Source organism: Pseudomonas sp. Au-Pse12 (assembly GCF_021341665.1).
Lineage (GTDB): Bacteria > Pseudomonadota > Gammaproteobacteria > Pseudomonadales > Pseudomonadaceae > Aquipseudomonas.
This window is the reverse complement of the sequence record NZ_JAJTTH010000012.1, coordinates 145,398-165,258: the sequence shown is the minus strand read 5'-3', so window position 1 is coordinate 165,258 and position 19,861 is coordinate 145,398. Positions and strand designations below refer to the sequence as shown.

At 63.4% G+C, this 19,861-nt stretch carries 14 protein-coding genes and 1 tRNA gene; 13 read left to right on the top strand and 2 right to left on the bottom strand.

Going from position 1 to position 19,861, the window contains the following annotated elements; all coding sequences use genetic code 11:
- The first annotated feature begins 12 nt into the window (after positions 1-12).
- From rpoD to LXM55_RS27805, 3 genes are all read left to right on the top strand, one after another.
- On the top strand, positions 13-1,860 hold the full coding sequence (rpoD, locus tag LXM55_RS27815) for an RNA polymerase sigma factor RpoD (RefSeq protein ID WP_233323332.1): 1,848 nt from the start codon (positions 13-15) through the stop codon (positions 1,858-1,860).
- A 116-nt stretch (positions 1,861-1,976) separates the two neighbouring features.
- Positions 1,977-5,720 carry a bifunctional diguanylate cyclase/phosphodiesterase gene (locus LXM55_RS27810; protein ID WP_233323331.1) on the top strand — a complete coding sequence of 1,248 codons (3,744 nt, stop codon included), beginning with the start codon at positions 1,977-1,979 and terminating at the stop codon, positions 5,718-5,720.
- A gap of 15 nt (positions 5,721-5,735) precedes the next feature.
- Positions 5,736-5,812: transfer RNA gene (locus tag LXM55_RS27805), tRNA-Ile, on the top strand.
- A gap of 185 nt (positions 5,813-5,997) precedes the next feature.
- Here LXM55_RS27805 and LXM55_RS27800 read toward each other — a convergent pair.
- Entirely contained in the window at positions 5,998-8,373 is a 2,376-nt protein-coding gene (locus LXM55_RS27800) for a glucose/quinate/shikimate family membrane-bound PQQ-dependent dehydrogenase (RefSeq protein ID WP_233323330.1), read from the bottom strand.
- A 207-nt stretch (positions 8,374-8,580) separates the two neighbouring features.
- Between LXM55_RS27800 and LXM55_RS27795 the strand changes: the two genes are divergently transcribed.
- From LXM55_RS27795 to LXM55_RS27750, 10 genes are all read left to right on the top strand, one after another.
- Positions 8,581-9,042, top strand: coding sequence for an Lrp/AsnC family transcriptional regulator (locus LXM55_RS27795; protein WP_232643820.1), 462 nt, complete (start codon positions 8,581-8,583; stop codon positions 9,040-9,042).
- Positions 9,043-9,210: 168 nt separating this feature from the next.
- Positions 9,211-10,893, top strand: coding sequence for a flavin monoamine oxidase family protein (locus tag LXM55_RS27790; protein WP_233323329.1), 1,683 nt, complete (start codon positions 9,211-9,213; stop codon positions 10,891-10,893).
- Positions 10,894-11,004: 111 nt separating this feature from the next.
- Complete coding sequence (locus LXM55_RS27785) at positions 11,005-11,799, top strand: carbon-nitrogen hydrolase family protein (protein WP_233323328.1); 795 nt, start codon at positions 11,005-11,007, stop codon at positions 11,797-11,799.
- A gap of 48 nt (positions 11,800-11,847) precedes the next feature.
- Positions 11,848-14,310: a pyrroloquinoline quinone biosynthesis protein PqqF gene (pqqF, locus tag LXM55_RS27780; protein ID WP_233323327.1), complete on the top strand. Its 2,463-nt coding sequence runs from the start codon at positions 11,848-11,850 to the stop codon at positions 14,308-14,310.
- Positions 14,311-14,466: 156 nt separating this feature from the next.
- Positions 14,467-14,541: a pyrroloquinoline quinone precursor peptide PqqA gene (pqqA, locus tag LXM55_RS27775; protein ID WP_003194766.1), complete on the top strand. Its 75-nt coding sequence runs from the start codon at positions 14,467-14,469 to the stop codon at positions 14,539-14,541.
- A gap of 104 nt (positions 14,542-14,645) precedes the next feature.
- Positions 14,646-15,557, top strand: a complete 912-nt coding sequence (gene pqqB, locus LXM55_RS27770; RefSeq protein WP_233323326.1) for a pyrroloquinoline quinone biosynthesis protein PqqB — start codon at positions 14,646-14,648, stop codon at positions 15,555-15,557.
- A gap of 92 nt (positions 15,558-15,649) precedes the next feature.
- The gene (gene pqqC / locus LXM55_RS27765) at positions 15,650-16,402 is read left to right on the top strand and encodes a pyrroloquinoline-quinone synthase PqqC (protein WP_233323325.1); all 753 of its coding nucleotides are present in this window, start codon (positions 15,650-15,652) and stop codon (positions 16,400-16,402) included.
- Entirely contained in the window at positions 16,399-16,674 is a 276-nt protein-coding gene (gene pqqD / locus LXM55_RS27760; RefSeq protein ID WP_233323324.1) for a pyrroloquinoline quinone biosynthesis peptide chaperone PqqD, read from the top strand. The genes pqqC and pqqD overlap by 4 nt, the downstream gene beginning before the upstream one ends.
- Positions 16,646-17,812 (top strand): pyrroloquinoline quinone biosynthesis protein PqqE, encoded by a 1,167-nt coding sequence (gene pqqE / locus LXM55_RS27755; protein WP_233323323.1) that lies wholly within the window; start codon positions 16,646-16,648, stop codon positions 17,810-17,812. The genes pqqD and pqqE overlap by 29 nt, the downstream gene beginning before the upstream one ends.
- Entirely contained in the window at positions 17,778-19,610 is a 1,833-nt protein-coding gene (locus LXM55_RS27750) for a S9 family peptidase (RefSeq protein ID WP_233323322.1), read from the top strand. Before pqqE ends, LXM55_RS27750 begins: the two co-directional genes overlap by 35 nt.
- A gap of 41 nt (positions 19,611-19,651) precedes the next feature.
- Here the strand turns inward: LXM55_RS27750 and LXM55_RS27745 are convergent, their stop codons facing one another.
- Positions 19,652-19,810, bottom strand: coding sequence for a YqaE/Pmp3 family membrane protein (locus LXM55_RS27745; protein WP_011063854.1), 159 nt, complete (start codon positions 19,808-19,810; stop codon positions 19,652-19,654).
- Between the last annotated feature and the right edge of the window lie 51 nt (positions 19,811-19,861).

Genomic DNA, 19,861 nt, shown 5'->3' with positions numbered 1-19,861 from the left:
GGATAGGGTGTTATGTCCGGAAAAGCGCAACAGCAGTCTCGCCTCAAAGAGTTGATCAGCCGTGGACGTGAGCAGGGTTACCTGACTTACGCGGAGGTCAACGACCACCTGCCGGAGGATATTTCAGATCCGGAACAGGTGGAAGACATCATCCGCATGATCAACGACATGGGGATCAACGTATTCGAGAGTGCTCCGGATGCGGATGCCCTTTTGTTGGCCGAAGCCGACACCGACGAAGCAGCAGCTGAAGAAGCCGCCGCAGCGTTGGCGGCTGTGGAAACCGACATTGGTCGCACTACCGACCCAGTGCGCATGTACATGCGCGAAATGGGCACGGTAGAGCTGCTCACACGTGAAGGCGAAATCGAAATCGCCAAGCGTATCGAAGAGGGCATCCGTGAAGTGATGGGCGCAATCGCGCACTTCCCTGGCACGGTTGATCACATCCTCTCCGAATACACTCGCGTCACCACCGAAGGTGGACGCCTGTCCGACGTTCTCAGCGGCTACATCGACCCGGACGACGGCATTACGCCGCCTGCCGCCGAAGTACCCCCGCCTGTCGACACCAAGACCGCGAAAGCGGATGACGACAGCGATGACGAAGAAGCAGAAGCGACCGAAGACGAAGAAGAAGCCGAAAGCGGTCCAGATCCGGTTATCGCCGCACAGCGCTTTGGCGCCGTCGCCGACCAGATGGAAGTCACTCGCAAGGCGCTGAAGAAACACGGCCGCGAGAACAAGCAAGCCATCGCCGAAATGCTGGCCCTGGCTGAACTGTTCATGCCGATCAAACTGGTTCCGAAGCAATTCGAAGGCCTGGTTGAACGCGTACGCAGTGCCCTGGATCGCCTGCGTCAGCAAGAACGCGCCATCATGCAGCTCTGCGTGCGTGATGCCCGCATGCCGCGTGCCGACTTCCTGCGCCAGTTCCCGGGCAACGAAGTGGATGAAAGCTGGACCGAGGCGCTGGCCAAAGGCAAGAGCAAGTACGCCGAAGCCATTGCCCGCCTGCAGCCGGACATCATCCGTTGCCAGCAGAAGCTGACCGCTCTTGAAGTCGAAACCGGCTTGAAGATCGCCGAGATCAAGGACATCAACCGTCGCATGTCGATCGGTGAGGCCAAGGCCCGCCGCGCGAAGAAAGAGATGGTTGAAGCCAACCTGCGTCTGGTGATCTCCATCGCCAAGAAGTACACCAACCGTGGCCTGCAATTCCTCGATCTGATCCAGGAAGGCAACATCGGCTTGATGAAAGCGGTGGACAAGTTCGAATACCGTCGCGGCTACAAGTTCTCGACTTATGCCACCTGGTGGATCCGTCAGGCGATCACTCGCTCGATCGCCGACCAGGCCCGCACCATCCGTATTCCGGTGCACATGATCGAGACGATCAACAAGCTCAACCGTATTTCCCGGCAGATGCTGCAGGAAATGGGTCGCGAACCGACGCCGGAAGAGCTGGGCGAACGCATGGAAATGCCTGAGGACAAGATCCGCAAGGTATTGAAGATCGCTAAAGAGCCGATCTCCATGGAAACCCCGATCGGTGATGACGAAGACTCCCATCTGGGCGACTTCATCGAAGACTCGACCATGCAGTCGCCAATCGATGTAGCCACCGTTGAGAGCCTGAAAGAAGCGACTCGCGAAGTACTCTCCGGCCTCACTGCCCGTGAAGCCAAGGTCCTGCGCATGCGCTTCGGCATCGACATGAATACCGACCACACCCTCGAAGAGGTTGGTAAACAGTTCGACGTGACCCGTGAACGGATTCGCCAGATCGAAGCCAAGGCGCTGCGCAAGCTGCGCCACCCGACGCGAAGCGAGCATCTGCGCTCCTTCCTCGACGAGTAAGCCCAAGACCCCCAGCCCAGCTGGGGGTTTTGCTTTCTGCAACCCGTCCTTCTTTCCTTCCCCGGCGCATAGCCCGTCTACACTCGAAACATTCCCCGTGCCATAACGAGACGGTTATGCCCAGACTGTCGGCCATACTTCTGCTGGCGCTGCTTACCTGGACCGCAACGGCTGGCGCGCTGACTCTCACCGACGAAGAACGTAGCTGGCTCAAGACTCACCCGGAACTGCGCCTGGGTGTGGACGCTTCCTGGCCGCCCTTCGAATACCGGGATGAGGACGGCCGCTATCAGGGCCTCGCGGCAGACTACATTCACCTGATCCAGGAACGCCTGTCAGTGACCCTCAAGCCTGTCGAGCCCGCGAGCTGGACCGCGGTGCTTGAGGACGCCAAGCAAGGCAAACTGGATTTGCTGCCCGGTATCATGTCGACCCCGGAGCGCCAGAGCTACATGGCCTTCACCCGGCCCTATCTTGATTTTCCCATCGTCATCCTTGCCCACTCCGGTGGCGCACAACCACGCAACCTCCAGGACCTCTACGGCCTCAAGGTCGCCGTGGTGGAGAACTACGCCCCCCACGAACTGCTGCGCACCCATCATCCGGACCTGAATCTGGTCGCCCTGCCCAATATCAGCTCCGCCCTGCAGGCCTTGGCCACCGACCAAGTGGATGCGGTGGTCGGAGACCTGGCGTCCAGCGTCTGGAGCCTGCGTCAACTCAAGCTCGAAGGCCTCTACGTCAGTGGCGAAACCCCTTATCGCTACCAGCTGGCGATGGGCGTGCCGCGGGACAGCAAAATCCTGGTGGGCATTCTCGACAAGGTCCTGGCTGACCTGAGCCCCGAGGAGATCAGTGCAATCCAGCAACACTGGGTGGGCAGCGTGCTCGACCACCGGACCTTCTGGTCGGATGTACTGCTGTACGGGCTGCCCGGTCTCCTGCTGCTGATCACGGTGCTGGCGGTAGTGATCCGCATCAACCGCCGCCTGAGCTCGGAAATCTCCCGCAGAGTCGCCCTGGAACAGGAACTGCGCAGCAGCGAATACCACTACCGCAGCCTGGTGGAGAGCTTGTCCGCGATTGCCTGGGAAGCGCGCATCAGCGATTTCACCTACAGCTACGTATCGCCCCACGCCGAGGCCCTGCTGGGCTACCCCCTTGCCCATTGGCTGATCCCAGGGTTCTGGCGCAACATCATCCACCCCGCGGACCTGACCCGCGCCCAAGCCTTCTGTGACCACGAGGTACAGGCCGGGCGCGATCACAGCCTCGACTACCGCGTGATCACCGCCGACGGTCGCTGCCTCTGGGTACGCGACATCGTCAGCCTGATCGAGCACGGCCACGAACCGGTGATGCGCGGGCTGATGATCGATATCAGCGAGACCAAGCACACCGAAGAGGCCCTGCGCCTGTCCGAGCAGAAATTCGCCTCGGTGTTCCAACAATGCCCGGACATCCTGGTCATCGCCCGGCTGTCGGACGGCTGCCTGCTGGAGGTCAACAAAGCCTTCGAGGAACAGATCGGCCTGAGCGCCGAGAGCGTGATTGGCCAGACCGCCACCGAGCTCAACATCTGGGGCATCCCCGGGGTTGGGCCTGGCCTGCTGCAACGGCTGCAGGCCGGCAGTATCCGCAACCTGGAGATGCCCTTTCGCCGGCACAACGGCCAGCTGTTCACCGGCCTGATCTCCGCCGAGCCCTTCGACCTCGACACCACCCCCGCCCTGGTGGTGGTGGTGCGCGACATCAGCCAGCTCAAGGAAACCCAGCAGCAACTGCAGACCTCCGAGGAAAAATTCGCCAAGGCCTTCCACGCCTCCCCCGACGGCTTGCTGCTAAGCCGCCAGCGTGATGGGCTGCTGATCGAGGTCAACGAAGGCTTCAGCCGCATCACCGGCTTCAACAGCGCCATGTCCCTGGATCGCTCGACCCTGGACCTGGGTATCTGGGTCAACCTCAACGAGCGCAAACAGATGCTCGACCTGCTGCACCGCGATGGCTTTGTCCGCGACTTCAGCTGCCACATCCGCCGCAGCGATGGGCAGATCCGCCTGTGCGAGCTGTCGAGCCGGCCACTGCCTATCGGTGACGACGACTGCATGCTGACCATTGCCCGAGACATTACCGACCGCCACCTGATGCAGGAGAAGCTGCAACAGGCGGCCACGGTGTTTGAAAGCACAGCCGAAGGCGTGATGATCACCGACACCCAGCAGCGCATCAGTGCGGTCAATCGGGCCTTCAGTGAAATCACCGGCTACAGCGAAAGCGAAGCACTGGGCCACACGCCTCGCCTGTTGGCATCGGGCCTGCACGACAGCGCCTTCTACGCCGCGATGTGGCATCAGCTGACCCTGGAAGGCCACTGGCAGGGTGAAATTTCCAACCGGCGCAAGAGCGGCGAGCTCTACCCCAATTGGCTGACCATCAACGCGGTACGCAACCGCGAGCGCCAGATCACTCATTTCGTCGCAGTGTTTGCCGATATTTCCAGCCTCAAGCATGCTCAGGCACGGCTCGATTACCAGGCGCACCACGACCCGCTGACCGGCCTGCCGAACCGCACCCTGTTCGAAAGCCGGCTGCAGAGCGCCCTCAACAACCAGCAAGACAATGCCAGCCAGGGCGCGGTGCTGTTCCTCGACCTGGACCGGTTCAAGCACATCAACGACAGCCTCGGCCATCCGGTGGGCGACCTGCTGCTCAAGGGCATCGCCGTGCGCCTCAAGGAGCAGCTGCGGGACATCGACACCGTGGCCCGCCTGGGCGGGGACGAGTTCATCATTCTGCTGCCGGGCCTGCACCAGGCCAGCGACGCCGATCACATCGCCAGCAAGCTGCTGAACTGCTTTAGCGCGCCCTTCCAGGCCGGTGAACACGAGTTCTTCATCAGCGCCAGCATCGGCACCAGCCTGTACCCCAAGGACGGCAGCGATGTCGCCACCCTGATCAAGAACGCTGACGCCGCCATGTACCGCTCCAAAGCCAAGGGCCGCAACCGGGTTGAACGCTACACCCGCGACCTGACCGCCCAGGCCAGCGAGCGGGTGGCTCTGGAGCACGAACTGCGGCGGGCCATCGAACGCAATGAACTGTCCCTGTACTTCCAGCCCAAGATCAGCCTCAGCAACCATGAACTGGTGGGCGCCGAGGCCCTGATCCGCTGGCACCACCCGACCTTCGGCGAGGTGCCTCCCGAGCACTTCATCCCACTGGCCGAAGAGAACGGCATGATCCTGCTGATCGGCGACTGGGTGCTGGAACAGGCCTGCCTGCAACTCAACCACTGGAACCAGCACTATGAGGGCTTCGGCCCGCTGTCGGTGAACCTCGCCGGCGCTCAACTGCGCCAGCCCAACCTGCTGGGGCGCATCGAACAGCTGCTGCGCGACTATGACCTGCAGCCCGGCATGCTACAGCTGGAGATCACTGAGAACTTCATCATGAGCCAGGCCGAAGAAGCCCTGGAAGTGCTGCATCAGCTCAAGCGCCTGGGCGTGCAACTGGCCATCGACGACTTCGGCACCGGCTACTCATCCCTCAGCTACCTCAAGCGCCTACCCCTGGATTTCCTCAAGATCGACCAGTCCTTCGTTCGCGGGCTGCCAGACGACCCCCACGACGTAGCGATTGTTCGCGCGATCATCGCCCTAGGACGCAGCATGCAGTTCACGGTGATTGCCGAGGGCGTGGAAAACCAGGAACAGCAGACCTTCCTCGCCCTGGAAGGCTGCGAGCAGATCCAGGGCTACATCGTCAGCCTGCCCCTTGAAGCAGATGAGTTCTGTGCGGCCTTCCTGCGGATCCGGGTTTCCGATTTTTCGGATAGCACAGCCGAGAAACCATCGTTATAATCCGCCGCCTACTGAGGGCCTATAGCTCAGTTGGTTAGAGCAGAGGACTCATAATCCTTTGGTCCACGGTTCAAGTCCGTGTGGGCCCACCACCTTCAAAGCCGCGCACTGCGCGGCTTTTTTGTGCCTGTCGCTTCGATGAATTCGAACCGCCACGCTCGCCAACGTCCCCCCGTCCAAGCCGGATCCAGAACACCAAGACCATCCCCCGCCATGTCTTGCGCCCATGAAAAAGCCGCGCATTGCGCGGCTTTTTCACGGTGCTGCGGCACTGCCCTTACTTGGGTAGCGCGTAAGCAATCACATAGTCGCCACGATCCGTCGACTGCCGTGCACCGCCTGCCGTGAGCAGGATGTACTGGCGCCCGGTCTTGGGCGATACGTAGGTCATCGGGCCCGACTGACTGCCCACGGGCAGGCGCGCTTTCCAGATCTCGTTGCCGTTGCCGGTATCGAAGGCCCGCAGGTAGAAATCCTGGGTGCCGGCGAAGAACAACAGGCCGGACTGGGTGGCCAGAGACGCGCCCAGGGTCGGCATGCCAATCGGAATCGGCAGGTGCATGCGAATCCCCAGCGGGCCGGTGTCCTGCACCGTGCCCACCGGCACTTGCCACATCAGCTTGCGGGTCTTCAGGTCGATGGCCGACAGGGTGCCGAATGGCGGTTTCTGGCAAGGAATGCCCGCCGCCGAAAGGAAGCGCTGGCGCATGGCGCCAAAGGGCGTGCCTTCCTGGGGCACCACGCCCATTTCGATGCCGCTGGCCCCGGCGGCAATCTGCTCGCGAGGGATCATGTAGTTGGCCAGGCCCAGGCGCATGTCGTTGACGAACATGTAGTGGCTGGTCGGATCCACCGACACGCTGCCCCAGTTCATGCCGCCCAGGGAACCCGGGAACTGCAACGCATGATCCAGGCCCGGCGGGGTGTACACGCCTTCGTGACGCATGCCCTTGAACTGGATGCGGCACATCAGTTGGTCGAACGGGGTCGCCCCCCACATGTCGGACTCGGTCAGCGTCTGATTGCCAATCGACGGCATGTCCACCGAGAACGGCTGGGTGGGCGAATAACGCTCGCCCGGGACATTGCCCTGGGGCACCGGACGCTCTTCGACACGAGCAATCGGCTGGCCGGTCTCGCGGTTGAGCAGGAAGATCTCGCCCTGTTTGGTGACCTGTGCCAACGCCGGTTGCACACCGCCCTTGTCGTCCGGAATGTCATACAGCAACGGCTGCGCCGGCAGGTCGAAGTCCCAGAGGTCGTGGTGAGTGGTCTGGAAGTGCCAGCGAACCTGGCCGGTCTTCACGTCGATGGCGACGACGGAGGAGTTCCACTTGTCGTCGAACGCGGTGCGCTGGCCGCCGAAGAAATCCGGAGTGGCGTTGCCGGTGGGCAGGTACACCAGGCCCAGCTTGGCGTCATAGGACATCGCCGACCAGACGTTCGGGGTGCCACGGGTATAGGTTTCACCCGCTGGCGGACGCTTGGTGGTGGCCGGGTTTCCCGGATCCCAGGCCCACATCAGCTCGCCGCTGCGCACATCGAAAGCCCGCACCACGCCTGGCGGCTCACCCGTGGAGAAGTTGTCCGCAACCCGGCCGCCGACGATCACCACAGTGCCCGCCACCAGCGGGGTCGAGGTTTGCTGGTAGTAACCCGGCTTGATCTCGCCCATGTCGGTTTTCAGGTCGACGGTGCCCCGGTTGCCGAAGTCTTCACAGGGCTTGCCGGTTTCAGCATTGATCGCAATCAGGCGCGCATCGCCGGTCGGCAGGAACAGACGCTTGGTGCAGGCCGCCGGAGCAGCGGCAGGCGCCGACACTTCGGTGACCGGGGCCGCCGAGGCGTCGAAATAGCCCAGGCCACGGCAACGCTGCCAGTTTGGCGCATAGCCTTGCGGGTCGAACTTCCAGCGCTCGGCGCCAGTGTCGGCATCCAGGGCGAACACCTTGCCGTAGGCGGTACAGGTGTAGACGGTATCGCCGATCTGCAGCGGGGTGTTCTGGTCTTCGGCGCCAGCGCCGTTGCTTTCAGGCACGTCACCGGTGCGGAAGGTCCAAGCCACTTGCAACTGACCGACATTGCCCTGGTTGATCTGGTCCAGGGCAGCAAAGCGGTTGCCCGCGGTGGTATTGCCCCAGTGGGCCCAGTCTTTCTGCTCAGTGCCCGGTGCCACTGGCTGGATCGCCGGCACCTTGTCCGCCTTGACCACGTGGGTCGGCACAAACATGTAAGCCAGGGTTGCGACCACGCCGATCCCCAGCAGCCCTGCCAGGCCATAGGCACCTCGCCCGGCATGGGCCCCGGAGGCTCGTACCAGGGTCGGGTAGATCAGCGCCACCACCAGACCGATTACTGCAAAGGTCAGCACCCGCGAAACCAGCGGCCAGTATTCCCAGCCCGCATCCCATACCGCCCAAATGCCGGTCAGCACCAGGGCCACGCCGTACAGCCAGGCGCCACGTGGATTGCGACGAGCAATCAACAGCCCGGAAACCAGCATCGCCAAGCCCATCAACAGAAAATAGGCGCTGCCGCCCAGGCTGAGGAGATACCCCCCGCCTCCGGCCAGGCCCAGCCCGATCAGGGCAATCAGGATGCCCAGCCCCGCGAGCACATATTGGCCGCCGGCGGCAGCCCTCGTGTTGTTCATCGTAAAACCTCTCCCATCTTTAAACCTAGTGGCGAGAATGTACTAACTGGTTACTTATGACAATCTGTCGCAGGCCATTTGTTTCAAAAAACTTCCCGACCTGCAGAGCCTGGTTACCGATTCCGCCACGTCCTCCGGGAGCTGCAGCGAGGGTGCACGGGAGCCTGTAACATGTGCCCTCCCTCGATACCCGTGCAGGAGCCCACCTTGTCCGATAGCCGCCCTCCCGTTCTTGACGAAGTCGACCGTCAATTGATCGCAGCCTTGCAGATCAACGCCCGCGAAAGTGTGGCGATGCTGGCCCGGCAGTTGGGTATCGCCCGCACCACCGTGACCTCGCGCCTGGCGCGCCTGGAGAAGAGCCGGGTCATCACCGGGTATGGCGTGCGGCTGGGCCAAAGGGTGGTCGATGGCGGCTTGCAGGCCTATGTCGGGATCAAGGTCCAACCGCGCTCCGGCAAGGAAGTCTTGCGCCGCCTGAGTGGCATGGCCCAAGTCCAGCAACTCTGTGCGGTCAGTGGCGAATTCGACTATGTGGCCTGGCTGCGCACTGACTCGCCGGAACAGCTGGACCAGTTGCTGGATCAGATCGGCAGTGTCGACGGAGTGGAAAAGACCACCACCTCGATCATCCTCAGCAGCAAGATCGATCGTGGGCACGCGCTGTAAGGCGCGCCCCGTCTTTTCGTCACTTTTAATCAATAATTCGTCATATCGATAAATAACAAGGCATAACGACGACAGTTTGCGTCTTATTTACGTGTTTCACCCTCTCTAGAATGGCTGCCATCTTTTCCTATACTCAGCACTCTGCTGAGCCGCCCGCCAAGGTCAGCCATGAACAAGAACAATCGCCATCCTGCAGACGGTAAGAAGCCGATCACCATTTTCGGCCCGGATTTCCCATTCGCCTTTGACGACTGGATCGAGCATCCCGCCGGCCTGGGCAGCATTCCCCAAGCCCAGCACGGCACCGAAGTGGCGATTGTCGGCGCCGGTATCGCCGGGCTGGTGGCGGCCTACGAACTGATGAAGCTGGGCCTCAAGCCGGTGGTCTATGAAGCCTCGAAAATGGGTGGCCGCCTGCGCTCCCAGGCCTTCGAAGGCGCCGAAGGGATCATCGCCGAGCTGGGTGGCATGCGCTTTCCGGTGTCGTCCACGGCCTTCTATCACTACGTCGACAAGCTCGGCCTGAAGACCAAGCCTTTTCCCAACCCCTTGACGCCGGCCTCGGGCAGTACCGTCATTGACCTGGAAGGCCAGACTCACTACGCGCAGAAACTTGCCGACCTGCCGGCGCTGTTCCAGGAAGTCGCCGACGCCTGGGCTGATGCGCTGGAGGACGGTTCGCGCTTCAGCGAGATCCAGCAAGCCATTCGCGACCGCGACGTGCCACGCCTCAAGGAGCTGTGGAACACCCTGGTGCCGCTGTGGGACGACCGCACCTTTTACGACTTCGTCGCCACCTCGAAAGCCTTCGCCAAGCTGTCCTTCCACCACCGGGAAGTGTTCGGCCAGGTGGGCTTCGGCACCGGCGGCTGGGACTCGGATTTCCCCAACTCGATGCTGGAAATCTTCCGCGTGGTCATGACCAACTGCGACGACCACCAGCACCTGGTGGTGGGCGGCGTCGAGCAAGTGCCCCTGGGCATCTGGCGCCACGTGCCGGAGCGTTGCGCCCACTGGCCGGCCGGCACCAGCCTCAGCTCGCTGCACAACGGCGCGCCACGCACCGGGGTCAAGCGCATTGCCCGTGCCGCCGACGGCCGCTTCAGCGTCACCGACAACTGGGGCGACACCCGGGAATACGCCGCGGTGCTGACCACCTGCCAGAGCTGGCTGCTGACCACCCAGATCGAATGCGAGGAATCGCTGTTCTCGCAGAAGATGTGGATGGCCCTGGACCGCACCCGCTACATGCAGTCGTCGAAGACCTTCGTCATGGTCGACCGACCGTTCTGGAAGGACAAGGACCCGGAAACCGGTCGCGACCTGATGAGCATGACCCTCACCGACCGCCTGACCCGTGGCACCTACCTGTTCGACAACGGCGACGACAAGCCGGGGGTGATCTGCCTGTCCTACTCGTGGATGAGCGACGCCTTGAAGATGCTCCCGCAGCCAGTGGAAAAACGCGTGAAGCTGGCCCTGGATGCGCTGAAGAAAATCTACCCGAACGTGGACATCGCCAGCCGCATCATCGGCGACCCGATCACCGTGTCCTGGGAAGCCGACCCGCATTTCCTCGGCGCCTTCAAGGGCGCACTGCCGGGCCATTACCGCTACAACCAGCGCATGTACGCGCACTTCATGCAGGACGATATGCCGGCCGAACAGCGTGGCATCTTCATTGCCGGCGACGATGTGTCCTGGACTCCGGCCTGGGTCGAGGGCGCGGTGCAGACCTCGCTCAACGCCGTGTGGGGGATCATGAAGCACTTCGGTGGTGCAACCCACGCCGAAAACCCGGGCCCGGGGGATGTGTTCCACGAGATCGGGCCTATCGCCCTGGCCGACTGAAACCGGCAACCGGCTCGCCACTACCCTCCGCAGGCAGCCGCTGTGGAGGTGTCGTGCAAACCCGCGACAGCGGCTACAGTGGCCGGTCTGCCAGTGATAGGAGTGAAGACCATGCGCGTCGCCCTGTATCAGTGCCCGCCGCAACCGCTGGATGTGGCCGGCAATCTGCAACGCCTGCATCAGGTGGCCATGGAAGCCACCGATGCCGATCTGCTGGTGCTGCCGGAGATGTTCCTCAGCGGCTACAACATTGGTGTGGAGGCGGTCGGGGCCCTGGCGCAAGCCCAGGATGGCCCCTCGGCCCAGCGCATCGCCGCCATTGCCCAGGCCGCCGGTACGGCCATTCTCTACGGCTACCCGGAGCGCAGCGCCGACGGCCAGATCTACAACGCCGTGCAACTGATCGATGCCCACGGGCAGCGCCTGTGCAACTACCGCAAGACCCACCTGTTCGGCGACCTCGATCACTCGATGTTCAGCGCTGGCGAAGATGACTTCCCACTGGTGGAGCTCAACGGCTGGAAGCTCGGTTTTCTGATCTGCTACGACATCGAGTTCCCGGAGAACGCCCGGCGCCTGGCCCTGGCCGGTGCCGAGCTGATTCTGGTACCAACCGCCAACATGATTCCCTACGACTTCGTCGCCGACGTGACGATCCGCGCCCGGGCCTTCGAGAACCAGTGCTACGTGGCGTATGCCAATTACTGTGGCCAGGAAGAGCAGATCCGCTACTGCGGCCAGAGCAGCATCGCCGCCCCCGACGGCAGCCGGATCGCCCTGGCCGGGCTCGACGAAGCGCTGATCATCGGCACCCTGGATCGTCAGCTGATGGACGAATCCCGGGCGCTCAATCGCTACCTTGCCGATCGCCGCCCCGAGCTTTACGACGACCTGAGCAAGCGCTGATCCGGAGATATCCGCTAGCATGAGCGCTTCTCTGTTCTGGAAGTGCTCATGCCCGCGCCGAACCACCCTCTGCCCCACCTGGAAACCCTGGCCAACGGCCTGCGGATTTCCCTGCGTCATGCTCCCCACTTGAAACGCTGCGCCGCAACACTGCGGGTTGCCGCCGGCAGCCACGATGTGCCGCTGGCCTGGCCGGGCCTGGCACACTTTCTGGAGCACCTGCTGTTTCTGGGCACCGAGCGGTTTCCTGCCGAACAGGGGTTGATGGCCTATGTCCGTGCCCAGGGTGGGCAACTGAACGCGCGAACTGGCGAACGCGCCACCGAGTTCTTTTTCGAACTGCCCACCAGCGCCTTTGCCGGCGGCCTGGAGCGCCTGTGCGAGATGCTTGCCCACCCCCGCATGAGCCTGGAAGACCAGCATCGGGAGCGCGAAGTCCTGCACGCGGAATTCATTGCCTGGTCCCGGGATGCAACGGCGCAGCGTCAATTCGCACTGTTTGCCGGCCTGTCCGCCAGGCACCCGCTAAGGGCCTTTCACGCTGGCAACCGCTACAGCCTGAACCTGCCCAACAAGGCCTTTCAACAGGCCCTGCAGCAGTTCTATCGCGACTATTACCAAGCCGGGCAAATGCTCCTGAGCCTCGCCGGCCCGCAGCCGCTGGAAGAACTCCGGGCCCTGGCCGAACGCTACGCTAGCGGCCTGCCGAGCGGCCAGCGCCTGGAACAGACACCGCCTCCTGCGCTGCTGGCTACGGCTGGCCAGCCTTATCAGAAGCATGAGGCAACGCGTCTGGACCTGCTGTTCGCCATTGAACACCTGCCCGAAGGCGCCGCCAGCGCCCTGGACTTTCTCTGTACCTGGCTGCAATCGGCCAAGCCCGGCGGCCTGCTGGCCGAGCTGCAGCAACGCCAACTGGCGCAAAGCCTGAAAGCCGTGCCGGTGTATGAGTTCGCCGGGCAAGCCCTGCTGCACCTGGAATTCAACCTGAACAGCGACGCCGTGACGGCCCCGGCCCAGGTCCGCGAACGGCTGATGGAGTGGCTGGGATTCTTCAGCGCTCAGGCCGACTGGGCACCGCTGCGAGAAGAATATGCCTTGCTGCAACAACGGCAGCTCCAGGTCGCCAGCGCGCTGGAACTGACTCGGCGGGACAGCCGGCAGACGGCCGCCGCCCTGGACGAATCGGGGCTCGCCACCCTCAAGTCGCTGCTCAAGCAGTTGCAGCCCCAGCCTGTGGCCAACTTCAGCCACGCGTGGCGCCTGCCTCCTGCCAACCCCTTCCTGCGCAGCACGCTCGAGGCTCCGCGGGCCGGGCTGATTCGTGGGCAGACCAGCGCTCATCGCGGGCTGCGCACCTTTGCCCAGGATCGTTCCCGGGGCCGCAAGGAACACTCGGCCCTGAGCTTCAGCCAGGCACTGCCAGCAGACCCTGCTGGCGGGGCCCTGATCCTGCGCTGGCAGCTGGCCTCGCCAGCCCCGATGGGCTTGCACGCGCGGTTGCGGCGCAGCCTGGAAGCACTGCGTGAGGATGCCCGACAAGCCGGCGTGGAACTGAACTTCAGCGCCTGCGGCAAGGACTGGCTGCTGAAGTTGCAGGGCTTGCCATCGCCCATGCCCGCCGTGCTGCAACAAGCTTTGAAAGCCCTGAGCCAACCCGCCGAGTCGTTCTGGCTGGAACAGGCAAGCCTCAGCGCTGAAGCGCCACTGCAGCCGATCCGTCAGTTGCTCAAGGCATTTAGCGAACAGCCACAATGCGACAACCCAGCCCAGCCTGATCCACAAGCTCTGCAAACACTGTGGGCCAATGCGCGCTGGGATGGGCTGGCCCTGGCGCTACCCAGCACTACCCAGGAAGCCCTGAGCCGCACCCTGCCACAAATACCGGGCACCGCGAACGCCTCTCTGTGCCACCCCGCCTCGCCAGGCACTGGCCTCCAGTGGCAGAGCCTGCCCGGGGGCTCGAGTGAACATGCCCTGCTGCTGTTTTACCCGGCACCCGGCACCCACCTGGCCGACGAAGCAGCCTGGCGGTTACTGGGGCAACTCTGCCAAACCCCCTTCTATCAACGCCTGCGTGTCGAACTGCAATTGGGCTATGGCGTCTTCAGCGCCGTTCGCCAGCGCCATGGGCAGACCGGCCTGCTGTTCGGCGTGCAATCCCCTGGCGCAACCATCACGGAGATCCTTCAACACATCGCGGAGTTCCTCCAGCACCTGCCCGAGCAGCTCCAGGTGCTCGATGCAGCCGCCTGGGATGCTCAGCGACAGGCCCTGGCCCAGCAGTTGCACGCCACGACCCTGCCGCTGGATCAGGCGGCAGAGCTGTTGTGGCAGGCGAAGCTGGCCGGCCATTCGTCGGATTACCTGCAGCAGTTACACGCGAGTATCCAGGCGCTTGAACCCGCCGCCGTGATCCACGCCGCCCGGCAATTGAAGGCTGCCGTCGCCGGCGTCAGCGCGCTGGCCAACAGGCCCTGCCCGGGGGCCCCCTGGCAAGTGGCAGAATGATCATTACCGGCGCTGCAATGAGCTTTCTTCAGAATTGCGGGCAACCTTCTGCGGGAATTTAGTAAGATAGCCTCCTAAGCATCTGAACATCTCCCGCCGGAGGTGGACTATATGTATAGGCAATACCCGTCCCACCCACCTCAAAGGAGCACTTTTATGACTTGGTCCAAACCTGCTTACACCGACCTGCGTATCGGCTTCGAAGTCACCATGTACTTCGCCAGCCGCTAATCTCTGCCTCTGGCCAGAAACGCAGCGCAACGCCTCGGCCCGTCCGGGGCGTTTTTATTTTCAGTTCTCCACCTTTTTTCCAGCCTTCAGCCCAGGGAGCGTCCATGTTTGTCCAGATTCTAGGTTCCGCCGCCGGCGGTGGTTTTCCGCAGTGGAACTGCAACTGCGTGAACTGCGCAGGGTTTCGCGACGGTAGCCTACGGGCCCAGGCGCGCACTCAATCGTCCATCGCCATTTCCGATGACGGGGTGAACTGGGTGCTGTGCAACGCCTCCCCGGACATCCGCGCCCAACTGCAAAGCTTCGCCCCCATGCAACCGGGCCGAGCGCTGCGTGACAGCGGCATCAGCGCGATCATCCTCATGGACAGCCAGATCGACCACACCACCGGCCTGCTCAGCCTGCGCGAAGGCTGCCCGCATCAGGTCTGGTGCACCGACATGGTCCACGAAGACCTGAGCACCGGCTTCCCGCTGTTCAAGATGCTCAGCCACTGGAACGGCGGCTTGAACTGGAACCGCATCGAACTGGACCAGAGCTTCAGCGTCCCCGCCTGCCCCAACCTGCGCTTCACGCCACTGCCCCTGCGCAGCGCGGCGCCACCCTATTCACCGCACCGTTTCGACCCGCACCCGGGGGACAACATCGGCCTGATCGTCGAAGACCTGCGCAGCGGCGGCAAACTGTTCTACGCGCCAGGCCTGGGCAAAGTGGATGCGCCACTGCTGGAAATCATGGCCGCCAGTGATGTGCTGCTGGTGGACGGCACCCTGTGGGAAGACGATGAAATGCAGCGTCGTGGCGTCGGCACGCGCACCGGTCGGGAAATGGGCCACCTGGCGCAGAACGGCCCCGGCGGCATGCTCGAAGTGCTGGAGCAGTTGCCCCGCCAGCGCAAGGTGCTGATCCACATCAACAACACCAACCCGATCCTTGACGAAGACTCCGCCGAACGTGCCGAACTGGTACGCCGAAAGGTGGAAGTGGCTTACGACGGAATGAGTATTGAGCTGTAGGGCGAATCGCCCACAAGCTCGACCCAAGCGCCTTGGCCCCTTTGCTTAGGAGCGGGCTTGCCCGCGAAAGGGCAACCCTCCGGAGAACACACATGACCGACACCCCGCTGTCCGCCGCCGAATTCGAGCAGGCTCTGCGCGCCAAAGGCGCCTACTACCACATCCATCACCCCTATCATGTGGCGATGTATGAAGGCCGGGCGACCCGCGAGCAGATCCAGGGCTGGGTCGCCAACCGCTTCTACTATCAGGTGAACATCCCCATGAAGGACGCGGCGATCCTCGCCAACTGTCCGGACCGCGAAGTTCGCCGCGAGTGGATCCAGCGCCTGCTGGACCACGACGGCGCCCCTGGCGAAGACGGCGGCATCGAGGCCTGGCTGCGCCTGGGCCAGGCCGTGGGCCTGGACCCGGACCAACTGCGCTCCCAGGAACTGGTGCTGCCCGGCGTACGCTTTGCCGTGGACGCCTACGTCAACTTCGCCCGCCGGGCCAGTTGGCAGGAAGCCGCCAGCAGTTCGCTGACCGAGCTGTTCGCCCCACAGATCCACCAGTCGCGCCTGGACAGCTGGCCCCAGCATTACCCGTGGATCGACCCGGCCGGCTACGAGTACTTCCGCACCCGCCTGGGCCAGGCCCGCCGCGATGTCGAGCACGGCCTGGCGATCACCCTGCAGCACTACACCACCCGTGCCGGCCAGGAACGCATGCTGGAAATTCTCCAGTTCAAACTGGACATCCTTTGGAGCATGCTCGACGCCATGAGCATGGCCTATGAATTGAATCGCCCGCCTTATCACAGCGTTACCGATCAGCGGGTCTGGCATAAAGGGATCCCCCTATGAGTTTCGACCGCAGCAAAACCCCACGCTGGCGCCCCGGCTACCGCTTCCAGTACGAACCGGCACAAAAGGGCCACGTCCTGCTGTACCCGGAGGGCATGATCAAGCTCAACGACAGTGCCGCGCTGATCGGCGGGCTGATTGATGGCGAGCGCAACGTGACGGCGATCATCAGCGAACTGGAGGTCCAGTTCCCAGGGGTGGCCGAGCTCGGTGACGATATCGAGCAGTTCATGGAGGTCGCCCGTGCCCAGCACTGGATCGAACTCGGCTGAAGCCGGCGTACCCGAAAAACCGCCAGTCGGCCTGCCGCTGTGGTTGCTGGCCGAGCTGACTTACCGCTGCCCGCTGCAATGCCCCTACTGCTCCAATCCGCTGGATTTCGCCGAGCAGGGCAAGGAGCTGAGCACCGAGCAGTGGATCAAGGTATTTCGCGAAGCCCGAGAGATGGGCGCCGCGCAGCTGGGCTTCTCCGGCGGCGAGCCGCTGGTGCGCCAGGACCTCGCCGAACTGATCGGCGAGGCGCGCAAGCTGGGCTTCTACACTAACCTGATCACCTCCGGCATCGGCCTCACCGAGCAGAAGATCAGCGACTTCAAGAAAGCCGGCCTGGACCACATCCAGATCAGCTTCCAGGCCAGCGACGAGCAGGTGAACAACCTGCTGGCCGGTTCGAAGAAAGCCTTCGCGCAGAAGCTGGAGATGGCCCGAGCGGTCAAGGCCCACGGTTACCCGATGGTGCTGAACTTCGTCACCCACCGGCACAACATCGACAAGATCGACCGCATCATCGAACTGTGCATCGCCCTGGAGGCCGATTTCGTCGAGCTCGCCACCTGCCAGTTCTACGGTTGGGCCCAGCTCAACCGCGTCGGCCTGCTGCCGACCCAGGAGCAACTGGTGCGCGCGGAACGCATCACCAACGAGTACCGAGCCAAGCTGGAAGCCCAGGGCCACCCCTGCAAACTGATCTTCGTCACCCCGGACTACTACGAAGAGCGTCCCAAGGCCTGCATGAACGGTTGGGGCAGCATCTTCCTCACCGTGACCCCGGACGGCACCGCCCTGCCCTGCCACGGCGCGCGGCAGATGCCGGTGCAATTCCCCAATGTGCGCGACCACAGCATGCAGCACATTTGGTACGACTCCTTCGGCTTCAACCGCTATCGTGGGTACGACTGGATGCCCGAGCCGTGCCGCTCCTGCGACGAGAAGGAAAAGGACTTCGGCGGCTGCCGCTGCCAGGCCTTCATGCTCACCGGGGATGCCAGCAACGCCGATCCGGTGTGCAGCAAATCGGAACACCACGGGATGATTCTCAAGGCCCGCGAAGAATCCGAAACCGCCACCCAAACCATTGAGCAACTGGCCTTTCGCAATGAACGAAACTCACGCCTCATCGCCAAGGGTTGAGCCCTTCAGCGCCAACCAGGCCACCGCCGCCGGAACCGATTTTGCCGAACTGCAGCTGACGCCCCACGGCCTGTTCTGGAATGAATATCGTCCCGCAGACGCCAGTTGCCGGATCTGGCATTGGCAGCAAGACCAGGCCCGTTGCCTGACCCCAGCGGGTTTCAGCGCCCGCAGCCGGGTCTACGAATATGGTGGCGGCGCCTTCTGCATCAGCGGCGAACACTTGGTGTTCGTCAATGACGCGGACCAGCAGCTGTATCGCCAGCCCCTGGCGGGCGGCGCGCCAGAAGCCCTGACCCGGGGCGATTGCCGCTACGGTGATCTGCAGGCTCACGCCGATCAGATACTGGCGGTGGAAGAGTGCGCCAACGACCACCGGCTGGTGGCCATCGACCTCCAGGACGGGCGTCGCCAGTTGCTCGCCGCCGGGGCCGACTTCTATGCCGCTCCGACCTTGAGCGCCAACGGCCAACGCCTGGCCTGGATCGAGTGGGATCGCCCTCATCAGCCCTGGACCTGCACGCGCCTGATGCTCGCCGAACGCCGCAACAACGGCACCTGGGGTGAGCCGCGCTGCGTGGCCGGGGACGGCGAGCAGGAATCCCTGCAGCAGCCACGCTTCGACCAGGACCAGCAACTCTACTGCCTGACCGATCGCCAGGGTTTCTGGCAACCCTGGGCCGAATCCGGCAGCGGTTTGCGCCCGCTGCCCTGTGCCGCGGCCGATCACGCTCCAGCCCCCTGGCAGCTGGGCTGCAGCACCTGGATGCCCCTGGGCGGTGACGCCTGGTTCGGCAGCTGGACCGAGAAAGGCTTCGGCCGTCTCGGCGTGCACCACGCCGACGGTGCGCAACAGGACTTCAGCGGTGACTACAGCCGCTTTCGCGGCCTGGCGCAGGATCAGCGCTACCTGTATTGCATCGCCGCCTCGCCCGTCAGCCCTTCGGCCGTGATCACCATCGAGCGTGAAACCCGGCAGGTACAGGTACTGGCCGGTGGTGTGGCGCCGCTGCCGGCGGAACGCATCAGCCGCCCGCAAACCCTGTGCTACCCCAGCGGCGACGGCCAGGCCCACGGTTTCTTCTACCCGGCCATGAACGGGGTCAACCGACCGCCTCTGGTGGTGTTCATCCACGGAGGCCCCACCTCCGCCTGCTATCCGATACTCGATCCGCGCATCCAGTTCTGGACCCAGCGCGGCTTCGCCGTGGCCGATCTGAACTACCGGGGCAGCAGCGGCTATGGCCGGGCTTACCGCCAGGCCCTGCACCTGCGCTGGGGCGAAGTGGATGTGGAGGATGCCTGCGCGGTGGTGTCCTACCTGGACCAGCAAGGGCTGATCGATCCACGGCAAGCGTTCATCCGTGGCGGCAGCGCGGGAGGCTACACCACCCTCTGCGCCCTGGCTTTCGCCAAGGTGTTCTGTGCCGGCGCCAGCTTGTATGGAGTCAGCGACCCCATTGCCCTCACCCGCTCCACTCACAAGTTCGAGGGTGACTATCTGGACTGGCTGATCGGCGACCCGCAGCAGGACCGGCAGCGTTACCTGGCCCGCACACCGCTGCTGCATGCTCGCGATATCAGTGTCCCGGTGGTGTTTTTCCAGGGCGAGCTGGACGCCGTGGTGGTGCCGCAACAAACCCGCGACATGCTCCAGGCACTCGAGGACCAGGGCATTGCCGCCGAGGCGCATTACTACCCGGATGAGCGCCACGGCTTTCGCAAGGCGGACAATCAGGCTCACGCCCTGGAACAGGAGTGGCGGTTCTATCAGAAAGTGCTGCAGGCACAGCCTTGAACAAGGCTCGCCCGTTCCAGCGGAGCGGGCGGGCCGGGCCATCAGCGTTTGGCGATGATGTACACCGCGTGGACGATACCGGGGATGTATCCACACAGGGTCAGCAGGATGTTCAGCCAGAAAGCGCCGCCAAAGCCCACTTGCAGAAATACCCCCAGGGGCGGCAAGAGAATGGCGAAGATGATGCGGATCAAGTCCATAGGGCAGCTCCCGTTGGAAATCGGCTCGGTTGAGCCTTGCCTGCAATCGAC